Source organism: Frateuria sp. GZRR35, assembly GCF_051900415.1.
GTDB lineage: Bacteria > Pseudomonadota > Gammaproteobacteria > Xanthomonadales > Rhodanobacteraceae > Frateuria_A.
The window spans coordinates 22,084-35,201 of record NZ_JBHZGL010000011.1; the positions used below are offsets into that span (position 1 = coordinate 22,084).

A 13,118-nucleotide genomic window follows, 5' to 3' on the forward strand; every position below is an offset into this window, starting at 1 on the left:
GTTACTTGACTGCACCGGGCAGCCCCTCGATCAGTTGCCGGGTGAACTGCACCAGCGTGCGCAGCATCCACGGGCCGGTGATCAGCGCGACCACCGCCATGGCGATGAGCTTGGGGATGAACGAGAGGGTCATCTCGTTGATCTGCGTGGCCGCCTGGATCACGCCCACCAGCAGGCCCACGGCCAGCGCGGTGAGCAGCAGCGGCGCGGCGACCAGGATCGCCACGTAGAGCGCGTGCTGGCCGAATTGGATGACGGATTCAGGGGTCATGGGTTCAGGGCGTGGACCAGGAGAACGGGGAAGACAGCGCGCGGCTCGCGCCCGAGTCCTTCCTCCGCGAAGGCGGGGGAAGGTGCCGACAGGCGGATGGGGCGGTCTTGGCGCAAAGCTTCACTCGCAGGTTCCCCGCAAGACTTCCCCCATCCGCCCTTCGGGCACCTTCCCCCGCGCGCGGGGGAAGGCTCGGCGTGGTGGCCTGCGTCACGTGTAGAAGCTCCCCGCCAGCGTGCCGATCAACAGCGTCCAACCATCCACCAGCACGAACAGCATGATCTTGAACGGCAGCGAGATGATCATCGGCGAGACCATCATCATGCCCATCGACATCAGCACGCTGGCGACCACCAGATCGATGATCAGGAACGGTATGAACAGCAGGAAGCCCATCTGGAACGCGGTCTTGAGCTCGGAGGTCAGGAACGCCGGCATCGCCACGCGGAACGGCACGTCATCCTTGCTGGCGTAGGGCTTCTCCTTGGCCAGCTGGGTAAAGAGCTGCAGGTCGGCATCACGCGTCTGGTCCAGCATGAAGCGCTTGAACGGCGCACTGGCGGCGGGCAGCGCCTGCTCGGCGGTCATCTGGCCGTCCATGTATGGCTTGACGCCATCGCTGTAGGCCTTGTTGAACACCGGGCCCATGACGAACATCGTCAGGAACAGCGCCAGCCCCAGCAGCACCTGGTTGGGCGGCGTCGACTGCGTGCCCAGCGCCTGGCGCAGGAAGCCCAGCACGATGATGATCCGTGTGAACGAGGTCATCATCAAAAGGATCGCCGGCAGCAGCGTCAGGACCGTCATCAGGCCCAGCAACTGCAGCGAGAGCGTCCAGTTCTTCGCGCCGCCCGGCGCGTCGTGCACGGTCAGCACGGGGATGCCGCCACCGGACAGGGTGGGGCTTGCCGGCATGCTCAGCGCGGGTGCGGGCGTGGTTGGCGCGGGCGCCGCCTGCGCGAAGGCGAACAGCGGCAACAGCATCAGCAACAGGGCGAGCACCCAGCGCGCGCCGCGGAACGGCATCACTTTCAACACCTGCGATTTCACGACTTGCCTTTCCAGCGCGACAGCAGTTGCGCGAAGTTGGGAGCGGCCGGCAGCGGTGCCGGCGGGTTGGCGTCGACCGGAGCCTCGCCCTCATACACGTGCAGCGTGCGCAGGCCGCCCTGCCCCACACCGACCAGCAGGCGCTTGCCGTCGGCGTCGATCAGCAGCACGCGTTCGCGCGCGCCGACGGCCATCGATTCCACGCAGCGCAGGCGCCGGCCACCGGGCAGGTTGCGCGACTGCAGGCGGCGGCTCATCCAGCCGGCCACGAAGATCAGCGCGATCACCGCGGCGAGGCTCAGGAGCACGCGCAGCAGCTCGCCGCCGACATTGATGTCGGAGGCAGCGGCGGGGGCGGCAAAGATCAGGGCGAGCATGGAATCAACGCAGCTTGCGCACGCGCTCGGCCGGGCTGACCACGTCGGTCAGGCGGATGCCGAACTTCTCGTTGATCACCACCACCTCGCCGTGCGCGACCAGGGTGCCGTTGACGAACACGTCCAGCGGCTCGCCGGCGGCGCGGTCCAGCTCCACCACCGAACCCTGGTTGAGCTGCAGCAGGTTGCGGATGCTGATGCGGGTGCGACCGACCTCCATGGCGACCGTCACCGGCACGTCCAGGATCATGTCCAGGTTGACATCGCCACCCTCGACGGCAAAACCGTTCAGGGCGTCGGATTCGATGCGGTCGGCGACCGCGGCGTCGTTGGCAGTCATGCGCTTTTCTTCTCTGTGAACTCGCCGGACGCGCGCCGTTCGCGGCGGCCGACATGGGACTGGAACTGGATCGCCGTCTGGCCGTTGGCCTGGCCGTAGCGACCGCGGAACACCGGCACGTCTTCAGCGAAGACGGTGCACAGCTCGGGCAGCGTCACCGGGATCACGTCGCCCGGGCGCAGCTGCAGGAACTCGCCGATCGACAGTTGCGCCTCAAGCAGCAACGAGCTCAGCTCCACCTCGGCGTCGAGCACTTCCTCGTGCAGGTGCTCGGTGAAGCGGTCGTCGCGGTCGGCCAGGTCGCTCTGCACGCCGGCGTCGAGCAGCGTGCGGATCGGCTCGACCATCGCGTAAGGGAGCGTCAGGTGGATCTCGCCGCCGCCGCCGTCGAGCTCGACATGGAAGCGCGAGATCACTACCGTCTCGGTCGGGCTGACGATGTTGGCGAACTGCGGGTTGATCTCGGAGTTGATGTACTCGAACTCCAGCGGCAGCACCGGATTCCACGCCTCGCTCATGGCGCCGAACAGTTCGGTGAGCATGATCTGGATCACGCGGTTTTCGATCGCGCTGAAATCGCGGCCCTCGATGCGCGCGTGGAAGCGACCGTCGCCGCCGAAGAAGTTGTCGATCACCGTGAACACCAGCCGCGGCTCGAACACCACCAGCGCGGTGCCGCGCAGCGGCTTGATGCGCACCAGGTTGAGGTTGCTCGGCACCGCCAGGCTGTGCACGTACTCGGCGAACTTGACCATCTTCACGCCCAGCACCGACACCTCGCAGCTCTTGCGCAGGACGTTGAACACGCCCAGGCGGAAGAAACGCGCGAAGCGGTCGTTGACCATCTCCAGCGTCGGCAGGCGGCCGCGCACGATGCGGTCCTGCTGGGTGAAGTCGTAGGCCTGCACCGCCTCGGTCGGCGGCGGCTCGTCCTCGCCGGTGGCGACGCTGCCGCCGGTGACGCCATCCAGCAGCGCGTCGATTTCGTCCTGGGAAAGCAGGTCGCTCATGGGCGATGCCTCACTGCATCACGAAGCTGGTGAAGTACAACGCGTCGATGCCCGGCTTGCCGGTCCGCGCCTGGACGATCTTGCGCACCGCCTCCAGCGCCTCGGTCTGCAGCTTCTGCTTGCCGGCCGGGTCGCTGAGGATGGAGTAGCTCTGGCGGCTGAACAGCATCACCAGGGCGTTGCGCACGACGGGGTCGACGCCCTTGACGGTGTCCAGCGCAGCCTGGTCGTGCGACATCAGCGTGACGCCGACCTGCAGGTAGCGCATGGCGTCGTCATCGCGGAAATTGACCACGAAGGCCGGGTCCAGCGGCAGGAAGAACTCCGGTTGGGTCTTGGTCGGCGCGACGACACCGCCTTCCTTGTCGGTGGCCGCGGCGGCGGGCTTGTCGTGTCCGCGCGCGGCGAACAGATAGGCGCATGCGCCGGACACCGCCAGCAGCGCCACTACCAGGCCGATCACCAGCGGCGAGCGCTTCTTCTTCGCCGGCGCCACCGCTTCCTGTTCCGTACTTGCCATGCCTCAACCTCGGTTGTCGTTTTTCTTCGGCTGGCACCCGGGGCGCCGCCTTGCACGGGCCTCGTTGCAATCCGCGTGCCACGGCGCAAAGCGTTGGTCCTGCGGGGTTTGCGGCGGGCGTGGCGCTTTCTTGACGCGTGCCGGGGAACGGGCGCGTCGCGATCACGGCGGGCGCCTGGAAATCGGCGGGGGCGTGAAGGGGCGGATGGTGGGCGGGGGGCTTTTCGCAAGGCCTCCCCCATCCGCCCTTCGGGCACCTTCCCCCGTGAACGGGGGAAGGATCGAAATCGTGGCGCCCGCGCCCGAGTCCTTCCCCCGCGAACGCGTTGGGAGGGGAAGGATCGAAGTCGCGCCGCCCGAGCGCGAGTCCTTCCCCCGCGAACGCGGGGGAAGGTGCCGACAGGCGGATGGGGGCGCTTTTGGGCGGGATACCGGACTCACACCGTGGTGCATGAGCGTCAGGCGTGCGACGAGAGGCGCGTCGCGATCACGGCGAGGGCGTGAAGGGGCGGATGGCGGATGGGCGGCTTTTCGCAAGGCCTCCCCCATCCGCCCTTCGGGCACCTTCCCCCGTGAACGGGGGAAGGATCGAAATCGCGGCGCCCGCGCCCAGACCCTCCTCCGCGAACGCGGGGGGAGGGGAAGGATCGAAGTCGCAGCGCCCGTGCCCGAGTCCTTCCCCCGCGAACACGGGGAAGGGAAGGATCGAAATCGCGGCGCCCGTGCCCGAGTCCTTCCCCCGCGAAGGCGGGGGAAGGTGCCGACAGGCGGATGGGGGCGCTTTTGGGCGGGATACCGGACTCACACGGCGGTGCATGCATGCCGGCGTGCGACGAGCACGCTTCGGCGCCTGCACTCAGCGCGAACGGATCTCAGCCCCGTTCACCGTGGACGTAGTCCAAGCGGAGTCGAGGGGGTGAGCCCTCAGGCAAACGTATCGAGCATCCCGAGCGCCGCGACCGGCGTGCTCGCCATTACGGCCGGCTCGGCCTCAATCTCTCCGATCGTCCCGCTCGCCTCGCCGCCGCGCCCGCCTTCACCCTGCTGCTGGCGCTGTCCCACGTCCGCCTGGCCGAGCGCCAGGCCGTGCTGGGCCAGCAACGCGTCAAGCTGTGGCAGCGTCTGCTGGACAGCGTGCACGGCCGCCGGATGCTGCACGGCGAAGCTCACGTCGACGCGGTCGTGGTTCATGCTGACCTTGACGTCGACCGCCCCCAGGTCCTCCGGATGCAGGCGGATGCGCGCCTGCTTGACGTCCTGCAGGCCCAGCCAGACCACGTGCTGGCCCAACTCCTGCGCGAACGCCGGTGTGCCGGCCGGGCTGGCGACACTGAGGCTGTGCGCCGGGGCGACGGTCGTGGCGGCCTCGGGGGCCGGCATCGGGTTGGCGGACAGGCTGCCGAGCTGCGCCAGGTCGATCGGGGCGTCTTTTTGCTCGGCGGGCTTGGCGATCATCGGCGCCAGCGCTTTGGCATCGACGTTGATCGAGGGCTTGGCCGCCGCCGCGGTGGCCGCGGTGTTGGCGAGCAACACCATCGCGGCCGGTGTTTTCACGTCGGTGCCGGCGGTCACCGACTTGTTCGCCGCATGGGCCACCATGCCGGCCGCAGTCAGCGGCTTGGCCGGTGCGGCCTGCCCGATCAGCGCGAGCATGGCGGCGGCCAGTGCGGCAGCGTCCGGGTTGCCCTCGTCCTTCGCGGGTGCTTCGGCCGGCTTCTGCGTTTCGGCTTTTGCCGGCGACTTTGCCGTCGCCGCCTCGTGCTGGGCGTCGTCCTGCGACGGCTTGTCCTGCGCCTGCCCGTGCTGCTGGCGGGCGGCATCCAGGTGGCGGTCGAAGCGGCTCTCGTCCGCCTGGGAAGCAGGACTGGCGGCGGTTCGGGCCGGCGGCGGGGTCGGCTGGACGGGGTTCACGGCGGCGGTGGTCGCGCTCATGGGCACTTCCTCTCAAGGCTTCAAACAGCGTGCTGTCGATAGACGCCAGCAAACTTCGCGCCAAGCCCTAGCGTGCGGGGCGGCGGTGTTGCATGCGCTCGTCGATGTCGTTCTGCTCACGCCGCTCCTCGGCCTTGCGGTCCTGCTCGCGGTAGCGGTCGATCACGTTGTCCAGCGCGGCTTCGCGGGCGTGCGCGTCGCGCCACAGGCCGCGGACCTGATCGAGCAGGCGGCGCTGGCGTTCGATCTCCAGCACCTGCTGGTCGATCGCCCGGTCGATGCGCTCGACGAATTGCTGGCGGTTCATCAGCGCGGTGGCCGTCAAACCACCGACACCGGCAGGGGTGGCGTATTCCTGGCGGTAGCCACGCAGCTCCATGAGCTGGCGCTCGGCCTTGGCCAGCCGCTGCTGCTGTTCGGCCAGCTTGAGCACGGCATCTTCGCTGCGCTGTTTGGCCTGGTCAGCGGCCGGCTGCAGGCGATTGGCGCGCTTGCTCACGCGGTGGCCTCGGCGGCGAGGGCGTTCAGGGCGGCGATGCCGTCGGCGAGGTTCATCGGCTCATCCACTTCCTGCTGCAGGAACCCGCGCAGCCTGGGCCACATCACGATGGCCTGGTCGACCTGCGGATCCGAGCCCTTCTGGTAGGCGCCCACCGCGATCAGGTCGCGCTGCTGGCGGTAGGACGAGTAGACCTGGCGGAAACGTTGCGCGGCGCGCTGGTGCTCGCGCGCGGTGACCGCCGGCATGACGCGGCTGATCGAGGCTTCGATGTCGATCGCCGGGTAGTGGCCGGCTTCGGCCAGGTCGCGCGAGAGCACGATGTGGCCGTCCAGGATCGCGCGCGCGGCGTCGGCGATCGGGTCGTGGCGGTAGTCGTCGCCCTCGGTCAGTACGGTGTAGAAGGCAGTGATCGAGCCGCGGCCCTCGGCATCGTTGCCGGCGCGCTCGACCAGTGCCGGCAGCATGGCGAACACGGACGGCGGATAGCCCTTGGTGGCCGGCGGCTCGCCGATGGCCAGCGCGATCTCGCGCTGGGCCTGGGCGTAGCGGGTGAGCGAGTCCATCAGCAGCAGCACGCGCTGGCCGCGGTCGCGGAACCATTCGGCGATGGCGGTGGCGTACTGCGCACCGCGCAGGCGCTTGAGCGGCGGCGCATCGGCCGGTGCGGCGACGATCACCGCGCGGCGGCGGCCTTCCACACCAAGGGTGTGCTCGACGAATTCCTTCACCTCGCGGCCGCGCTCGCCGATCAGGGCCACCACGACGACGTCGGCGTCGGTGTACTTGGTCATCATGCCCAGCAGCGTGGACTTGCCGACGCCGGAGCCGGCGAACAACCCTAAGCGCTGGCCGCGGCCGACGGTGAGCAGCGCGTTGATCGCGCGCACGCCGGTGTCCAGCGGGGTGTCGATCGGCTTGCGTGCCATCGGGTTGATCGGTTCGGCCTTGAGCGCGGCATGTTCGCCGGTGTCGAGCGGGCCTTCGCCATCGAGCGGCACGCCGTCGGCGCCGATCACGCGGCCCAGCAGGCCCGCGCCGACCGGCAGGCCGCCGGCGTGGGCGAGCGGGCGCACGCGCGCGTTGGGCAGCACGCCGTGCATTTCGCCGACGGGCATCAGCAGCAGACGTTCATCGGCGAAACCGACGACTTCGGTGTCGAGCTGGCTGCCGTCGGCGGTGTCGACCAGGCAACGCGCGCCGAGCGCGGCTTCGCAGCCCTCGGCCTCGAGGGTGAGGCCGACCACGCGGCGCAGGCGGCCCTCGACGGTGAGCGTGTGGGCGGCCTGCGCACGCTGGCGGCGGCGGGCGAGTTGCTCGGTCCAGGCGCGGGTCATGGGGCGGCCTGGTGGGTGATGGCATGGGGGATCCGGCGAGCTTCCCCCATCCGCCTGTCGGCACCTTCCCCCGTGGAACGGGGGAAGGATTCACTGACGAGCGTCCCTGCACCACCCTTTCCCCGCACGCGGGAGAAGGATCGAATATCTGCGCGTTTCCCCGCGGCGGACAGGACGGATCGAGCATGAGCGCTCGCCACCGGGTCCTTCCCCCGTTCCACGGGGGAAGGTGCCGACAGGCGGATGGGGGAAGCCTTGCCGCAGCCCATCACGCTCACTCGCCTGCCTCGTCGCCAAGCACCGCGTCGATCATCACCGCCAGGCGCGTTTCCACCCGCGCATCGAGGCGTGAGCGCTCGCTATCGAGCAGGCAATCACCCCGCTTGAGCGCCGGATCGGCCACCAGCTGCCAGTGCGTTTCGGTGGCCTCCAGCTCGCGCATCAGGGCCAGATCATCCGGATGCAGCCGCACGCGCAGCTCACGCGTGGCGGCGGGCAGCGCGGCGGCGGCCTGGCGCACGGCCTGCGCGATCAGCTCCGGGCGCGCGGCCAGTTCCTGGGCGATCACGCGGCGGGCGACGAGCATCGCCAGTTGCGCCAGTTCCTGCTCCACCGCGGCATCGAGCGCTTCGAGCGGGCGTGCCGCCTGCTCGCAGATCGATGCCAGCCGCGCCAGCTGCTCGCGCCCCTGCGCGCGCGCCTCGGCCAGGCCCTGGGCCAGGCCGGCGGCGTGGCCTTCCTCACGCGCCTGGTGCTCGAGCGCTTCCAGGTCGCTGACGGTCGGATGGTTCGGCGCCTCGGCGGGCGCCGGGGCGGGCGCGCCGCCGACCTGCGGCGGCTCCCAGCGCTGGTAGCCGGCGCCTGCCTCGCGGGTGAGCACGGCACTCATCAGACCAGGTCATCCGAACTGCCGAGGGTGATCTGGCCGGCATCGGCCAGGCGGCGGGCGATGCCGAGGATTTCCTTCTGCGCCGCGTCCACTTCGGACACGCGCACGGGGCCGGCCACTTCCAGGTCGTCGCGCAGCATGTCGGCGGCGCGCTTGGACATGTTGGCGAACATCTTTTCGCGGATCGAGGGTTCGGCACCCTTGAGCGCCACGATCAGGCGCGGCGACGGCACTTCGCGCAGCAGCGCCTGCATCGAGCGGTCGTCCAGCTCCACCAGGTCGTCGAAGACGAACATCAGGTCTTCGATCTTGCTGCCCAGGTTCGCATCGTGGCTGCGGATGGCGGCCATCAACTCGGCCTCACGGCTGGTTTCCATCGCGTTGAGGATGTTGGCCGCGGCCTTAAGGCCGCCCACGCTGGCGGACTTGAGCTTGTTGGTGTTACCGGAGAACTGGCGCTCCATGATCTCGTCCAGCTCGTTGAGCGCGTGCGGCTGCACGCCATCGAGCGTGGCGATGCGCATGATCGCGTCCGAACGCGTGCGCGCCGGCAGGTAGCCGAGCACTTCGGCGGCCTGGTCGTGTTCAAGGTGGGCCAGCACCAGCGCGATGATCTGCGGATGTTCCTGGCCGACCATCTCGGCGATGGCGCGGCCTTCCATCCACTTCAGCGACTCCAGCCCCTTGCTGGAACGGCCGAGCAGGATGCGATCGATCAGGCTGCCGGCCTTGGTCTCGCCCAGCGCGTTGGTGAGGATCTTGCGGATGTAGTCCTCGGTGCCGACGCCGAGCGCGGTCTGCGAGCCCATGTCGTCGTGCAGCCGGGTGAGCACCTTGTCGACCTGCTCGCGCGAGACCGAGCTGAGGCTGGCCATGGCCTGGCCAACCGCCTGCACGTCGCGCGCGGACAGATGCTTGAGGACCTCGGCGGCGTCCTGCTCGCCCAGGGTGAGCAGCAGGATCGCGGCACGCTGGGCGCCGGTGATTTGCGGTTCCTGTTTCATCGACACTTAGCCGCCATCCTCGCCGACCCAGTTGCGGACCACTTGCGCCACTTGTTTGGGGTTGTCGCTCACCATGCGCCGGGCCAGGCCCACCTTCTGCTCGTAACCGATCACCTGCGGTCCGGCCAGCCGGTCCCGCTCGTCCCCCTCGTCATCGGCAATGCGCACCGAAACCGTAGGCACGTTGCCGGCGACGGCGAGAGCCTGCTGCGGCGCACCGCGCAGCAACCCCTTCAGCAGTGGGCGCAGCAGCCCGAAGGCGACGATCAGCGCGATCAGCACACCGATCGCCTGCTTGATGAGGTCCAGCGCGCCGGGGCGCTGCCACAGCGGCGCCTGTTCGGGAGCATCGGTGGCCGGCGTCATGCGGAAGGCCTGGTTGATCACGCTGACGCTGTCGCCGCGGGTCTGGTCGAAGCCGACCGCGTTCTTGGCCAGTTGCGTGAGGTGGTCCAGTTCCTGCGCGGTGAACGGCACGCTGGTGTCGCCCTTGGGCCCGCTGACGGTCTTGTTGTCGACCACGACCGCGACGCTCAGGCGCGCCAGCCGGCCGGCCGGGTCGCTGGTGTGGCTGATGGTGCGGTCCAGTTCGTAGTTACGGGTGGCGCTGGAGGAGCTGTCGCCGGTGCTGGTCTGCGCAGTGGCGGTCGGCGCGGCCGCGGCCTTGCCGCCGGCGTTGGGGTTGGCGGCGGTCGGCTGCGCGGCCATCACCGGCGGCTGGTTGCTGAGTGCACCGGGCACACCACCCTCGGCGGCGCTGCCGTCGGCGTGGTGTTCGCTGCTGGTCTGCTCGCTGCGCAGCGCGGGGTGTTCGTGGTCGAAGGTTTCGCTGGCCTTTTCGGTGGCGCTGAAGTCCAGGTCCACGGAGACCTGCGCATGCACCTTGCCCGGGCCGACCAGCGGCGTGAGCAGTTCCTCGATGCGCTGCGCGTAGCTGTTTTCCATGCGCGTCGCCAGCCGCAGGCGGCTGTCGCCGACCGCGGCGGCGCTGTCCGGGTCGCTGCCGGTGAGGAGCTGGCCCTGCTGGTCGATCACCGAGACCTGCTTGGCATCCAGGTCCGGTACCGAGGCGGCGACCAGGTGCACGATCGCGGCCACCTGGCTGGCGTCGAGCTGGCGACCGGGATAGAGCGTGACCAGCACCGAAGCGCTGGCCTCGCGGCTGTCACGGATGAAGGCCGACGGCTTGGCCAGCGCCAGGTGCACGCGCGCGGCGCGCACACCCTGCAGGCTGCCGATGGTGTTGCCCAGGTCGGTCTCGAGCATCTGCTGGTAGCGCGTGCGCTCGGCCAGGTCGCTCATGCCGAAGGGCGAGTCGGCCTGCGGCACGGAGTTGGTGGCCGTTCCCTGCGGCAGCCCCTGCCCGGCCAGGCGCAGGCGCACCGCAGCGAGGTCGGAGGCCGGCACCATGATCGAGCTGCCGTCGTTGCCGAGCTGGTAGGGCGTGTTGGTCGACTGCAGCGCCTGCGTGATCGCGGCGGCGTCCTGCTGGCCCAGGCCCGCGTAGAGCAGGCCCCAGTTCGGGCCGCGCGACCACAGCACCACCGCCACGCCCAGCGCGACGGCCGCGGCCATGCCGACCAGCAGCAGCAACTGGCGGGAGGCCGGGCTGCGCGCGAGCTGCTTGAGGTCGAAGCGGTTGGCGGGGCTGTCGGTGGTGGCGATGGCGTTGTCAGCCATGGGGAAGAATCATCCGTAAAGCGAAAGGGAGAACGTCAGGCCGGTGCTTACACCGGCATGTTCATGATTTCCTTGTAGGCATCGACCAGCTTGTTGCGCACTTCGGTCATCGTGCGCAGCGAGAGGTCGGCCTTCTGGATCGCCACCATCGTGCGGCCAAGGTCCGCCCCCGGATCGCCGCGCTCGAACGCCGCCGCCATCTGGCCGGCCTGCTGCTGGCTCTGCCCCACGCTGCCGATCGACTCCTTCAGCAGCGCGCCGAAGTCCGCCTTCGCCGCCGGCGTGGCCTTCAGCGCGGTCTCCGCCGGACGCACCTGGCTGGAGATCTGGCGCATCTGGGCGAGCAGGTTGTTGACGTCGATGGTGCTCATGTCGGGTTTCCGGCGCGTGGCGGGTTTTCAGAAGTGGGGTTGCACGAGGTGTGCCAGCTCTGCAGGGCCCCGATAGTGCGGAGATGCCGCCTTAGCCCTCTCCCCCGGCAATGCCGGGGGAGAGGGTTGGGAGACGGGGAGGCTCCTGGGGTTGGCTCTGCTTTTGACGAGAGCGAAGAGCGAAAGGCCTCCCCCTCTCCCCAACCCTCTCCCCCGGCCTGCGGCTGGGGGAGAGGGAGTAAGAGCTGAAGGCTCAGGCCGCCAGGCTGTTCTGCAGGCCGTACTTGCGCAGCTTTTCCACCAGCGTGGTGCGCTGCATGTGCAAGAGCTTGGCCGCATGGGCGACCACGCCACCGGTGACATCCAGCGCCTGGCGGATCAGGCCCACTTCGATGTCGGCCAGGTGGTCCTTGAGGTCCAGCCCGCCTTCGGGCAGCACGGTCGCGTCGGGGGCCACCGCCACGGCGGCGGCCATCGCGACCGGCATCGGCGCGCCGTCCATCAGGGCCAGCAGCGAGGCGCCCTGCACTTCTTCCACGACTTGGCGGCCGCGGTACTTCTCCGGCAGGTCGCTGGCGCGGATCTCGCCGTGCGGGTAGAGGATCGCCAGGCGCTCGACCAGGTTGCACAGCTCGCGCACGTTGCCCGGCCAGGCGTACTGGTGCAGCGCGTTCACCGCGCCGGCGGAGAAACGCACGCTGCCCAGGCCACGGCGCGCCAGGCGCTGGTTGAACTCGTTGATCAGCACCGGCAGGTCGTCCAGGTGCTCGCGCAGGCCCGGCATCTCCAGCGGGAACACCGAAAGGCGATAGAACAGGTCCTCACGGAACTTGCCCTCGGCGATCGCCTGCTCCAGGTTGCGGTGGGTGGCGGCGATGATGCGCACGTCGCAGCGCTGGGTCTTGTTGCCGCCGACGCGCTCGTACACGCGCTCCTGCAGCACGCGCAGCAGCTTGACCTGCATGGTCAGGCTCATGTCGCCGATCTCGTCCAGGAACAGCGTGCCGCCCTCGGCCATCTCGAAGCGGCCCTTGCGGGTGCTGATCGCGCCGGTGAAGGCGCCCTTCTCGTGGCCGAAGAGCTCGCTTTCGAGCAGCTCGGCCGGGATCGCGCCGCAATTGATCGCCACGAACGGCTTGTCGCGGCGCGGCGAGCACTCGTGGATGGTGCGCGCGACCATTTCCTTGCCGGTGCCGGATTCGCCCAGCACCAGCACGGACGAATCGAACGGCGCGACCTGGCGGATCAGCGCATTGACGCGACGCATCGGCGCGGAGTCGCCGACGAAGCGCAGCTCGCCGCGGCGGCCGCCGAGCAGGCGCGCGTACAGGCTGCGCATCACCTCGGCCAACTGCTCGTAGCGCAGCGGGAACTCGACCATGCCGACGCGGGCGGCAAACGGGGAGCTGGCGGCGCACAGACGGGAAGCCCATTCGGAGTCGCTGGCCAGCAGCACCGGCACGTGGCTGGCAGCGTCGCCCAGCAGGGCGAACTGGCGCTCGGCCGCTTCAGCGTCCTCGACCGTACCGACGTAGACGGCGCGCCAGGCGTGGGTCGATTCCTCCACGGCGGTGCAGTCCTCGCCCCGCTGCGGGTGGTAACCGAGGAAGTGCAATGCCGACAGGATGCATTCGGCGCGCGACTCGTTCGATTCGATCACCAGGAAATCGACCTTGCTCATTGTGTATGCCCTCCGCTTGACGCTCTGAACGACGAACCGCCGACTGTCCTGCAGTGTTCGTACTTCTTGGACCGCCGGCTTTCCGTCACCGGTCACGCGAGGGAGGGAGCAAGAAGAAGGCCAGCAGGGACGGCAGTTCGCACTGTCCGCGGACGGA

The 13,118-nt window shown here is 69.3% G+C and carries 14 protein-coding genes; all 14 read right to left on the reverse strand.

Features of this window, described 5'->3' with window-relative positions:
* Window position 1: 1 nt before the first annotated feature.
* The 14 genes from fliQ to ACFWZ3_RS13005 all read right to left on the reverse strand — a co-directional run bounded on the left by fliQ (window position 2) and on the right by ACFWZ3_RS13005 (window position 12,961).
* Window positions 2-271 (reverse strand): flagellar biosynthesis protein FliQ, encoded by a 270-nt coding sequence (gene fliQ, locus ACFWZ3_RS12940; protein WP_439708132.1) that lies wholly within the window; start codon window positions 269-271, stop codon window positions 2-4.
* Window positions 272-481: 210 nt separating this feature from the next.
* Entirely contained in the window at window positions 482-1,297 is an 816-nt protein-coding gene (gene fliP, locus ACFWZ3_RS12945; protein WP_439708231.1) for a flagellar type III secretion system pore protein FliP, read from the reverse strand.
* Window positions 1,298-1,317: 20 nt separating this feature from the next.
* Window positions 1,318-1,698: a flagellar biosynthetic protein FliO gene (gene fliO, locus ACFWZ3_RS12950; RefSeq protein WP_439708133.1), complete on the reverse strand. Its 381-nt coding sequence runs from the start codon at window positions 1,696-1,698 to the stop codon at window positions 1,318-1,320.
* Between the two features lie 4 nt (window positions 1,699-1,702).
* Window positions 1,703-2,038: a flagellar motor switch protein FliN gene (gene fliN, locus ACFWZ3_RS12955; RefSeq protein ID WP_439700130.1), complete on the reverse strand. Its 336-nt coding sequence runs from the start codon at window positions 2,036-2,038 to the stop codon at window positions 1,703-1,705.
* Window positions 2,035-3,048 (reverse strand): flagellar motor switch protein FliM, encoded by a 1,014-nt coding sequence (gene fliM / locus ACFWZ3_RS12960; protein ID WP_439708134.1) that lies wholly within the window; start codon window positions 3,046-3,048, stop codon window positions 2,035-2,037. Before fliM ends, fliN begins: the two co-directional genes overlap by 4 nt.
* A gap of 10 nt (window positions 3,049-3,058) precedes the next feature.
* Window positions 3,059-3,568, reverse strand: a complete 510-nt coding sequence (locus ACFWZ3_RS12965) for a flagellar basal body-associated FliL family protein (RefSeq protein ID WP_439708135.1) — start codon at window positions 3,566-3,568, stop codon at window positions 3,059-3,061.
* A gap of 924 nt (window positions 3,569-4,492) precedes the next feature.
* The gene (locus ACFWZ3_RS12970; protein ID WP_439708136.1) at window positions 4,493-5,500 is read right to left on the reverse strand and encodes a flagellar hook-length control protein FliK; all 1,008 of its coding nucleotides are present in this window, start codon (window positions 5,498-5,500) and stop codon (window positions 4,493-4,495) included.
* Between the two features lie 67 nt (window positions 5,501-5,567).
* A complete protein-coding gene (fliJ, locus tag ACFWZ3_RS12975; RefSeq protein ID WP_439708137.1) occupies window positions 5,568-5,999 on the reverse strand; it encodes a flagellar export protein FliJ in 432 nt (143 codons plus the stop codon).
* A complete protein-coding gene (fliI, locus tag ACFWZ3_RS12980; protein WP_439708138.1) occupies window positions 5,996-7,336 on the reverse strand; it encodes a flagellar protein export ATPase FliI in 1,341 nt (446 codons plus the stop codon). The genes fliJ and fliI overlap by 4 nt, the downstream gene beginning before the upstream one ends.
* Before the next feature lie 274 nt (window positions 7,337-7,610).
* Window positions 7,611-8,225 carry a FliH/SctL family protein gene (locus ACFWZ3_RS12985; protein ID WP_439708139.1) on the reverse strand — a complete coding sequence of 205 codons (615 nt, stop codon included), beginning with the start codon at window positions 8,223-8,225 and terminating at the stop codon, window positions 7,611-7,613.
* On the reverse strand, window positions 8,225-9,229 hold the full coding sequence (gene fliG / locus ACFWZ3_RS12990) for a flagellar motor switch protein FliG (RefSeq protein ID WP_439708140.1): 1,005 nt from the start codon (window positions 9,227-9,229) through the stop codon (window positions 8,225-8,227). The genes ACFWZ3_RS12985 and fliG overlap by 1 nt, the downstream gene beginning before the upstream one ends.
* 6 nt (window positions 9,230-9,235) lie before the next feature.
* The gene (gene fliF / locus ACFWZ3_RS12995; protein WP_439708141.1) at window positions 9,236-10,909 is read right to left on the reverse strand and encodes a flagellar basal-body MS-ring/collar protein FliF; all 1,674 of its coding nucleotides are present in this window, start codon (window positions 10,907-10,909) and stop codon (window positions 9,236-9,238) included.
* A gap of 47 nt (window positions 10,910-10,956) precedes the next feature.
* The gene (gene fliE / locus ACFWZ3_RS13000) at window positions 10,957-11,280 is read right to left on the reverse strand and encodes a flagellar hook-basal body complex protein FliE (protein ID WP_439708142.1); all 324 of its coding nucleotides are present in this window, start codon (window positions 11,278-11,280) and stop codon (window positions 10,957-10,959) included.
* Between the two features lie 253 nt (window positions 11,281-11,533).
* Window positions 11,534-12,961 carry a sigma-54 dependent transcriptional regulator gene (locus ACFWZ3_RS13005; protein ID WP_439708143.1) on the reverse strand — a complete coding sequence of 476 codons (1,428 nt, stop codon included), beginning with the start codon at window positions 12,959-12,961 and terminating at the stop codon, window positions 11,534-11,536.
* Window positions 12,962-13,118: the final 157 nt, after the last annotated feature.

Coding starts and splice junctions, on each gene's coding strand:
- fliF (WP_439708141.1), bottom strand. CDS start 10,909: ATGGCTGACAACGCCATCGCCACCACCGACAGCCCCGCCAACCGCTTC.
- fliE (WP_439708142.1), bottom strand. CDS start 11,280: ATGAGCACCATCGACGTCAACAACCTGCTCGCCCAGATGCGCCAGATC.
- fliG (WP_439708140.1), bottom strand. CDS start 9,229: ATGAAACAGGAACCGCAAATCACCGGCGCCCAGCGTGCCGCGATCCTG.
- fliI (WP_439708138.1), bottom strand. CDS start 7,336: ATGACCCGCGCCTGGACCGAGCAACTCGCCCGCCGCCGCCAGCGTGCG.
- ACFWZ3_RS12965 (WP_439708135.1), bottom strand. CDS start 3,568: ATGGCAAGTACGGAACAGGAAGCGGTGGCGCCGGCGAAGAAGAAGCGC.
- fliQ (WP_439708132.1), bottom strand. CDS start 271: ATGACCCCTGAATCCGTCATCCAATTCGGCCAGCACGCGCTCTACGTG.
- fliO (WP_439708133.1), bottom strand. CDS start 1,698: ATGCTCGCCCTGATCTTTGCCGCCCCCGCCGCTGCCTCCGACATCAAT.
- ACFWZ3_RS12970 (WP_439708136.1), bottom strand. CDS start 5,500: ATGAGCGCGACCACCGCCGCCGTGAACCCCGTCCAGCCGACCCCGCCG.
- fliN (WP_439700130.1), bottom strand. CDS start 2,038: ATGACTGCCAACGACGCCGCGGTCGCCGACCGCATCGAATCCGACGCC.
- ACFWZ3_RS13005 (WP_439708143.1), bottom strand. CDS start 12,961: ATGAGCAAGGTCGATTTCCTGGTGATCGAATCGAACGAGTCGCGCGCC.
- ACFWZ3_RS12985 (WP_439708139.1), bottom strand. CDS start 8,225: ATGAGTGCCGTGCTCACCCGCGAGGCAGGCGCCGGCTACCAGCGCTGG.
- fliM (WP_439708134.1), bottom strand. CDS start 3,048: ATGAGCGACCTGCTTTCCCAGGACGAAATCGACGCGCTGCTGGATGGC.
- fliP (WP_439708231.1), bottom strand. CDS start 1,297: ATGCCGTTCCGCGGCGCGCGCTGGGTGCTCGCCCTGTTGCTGATGCTG.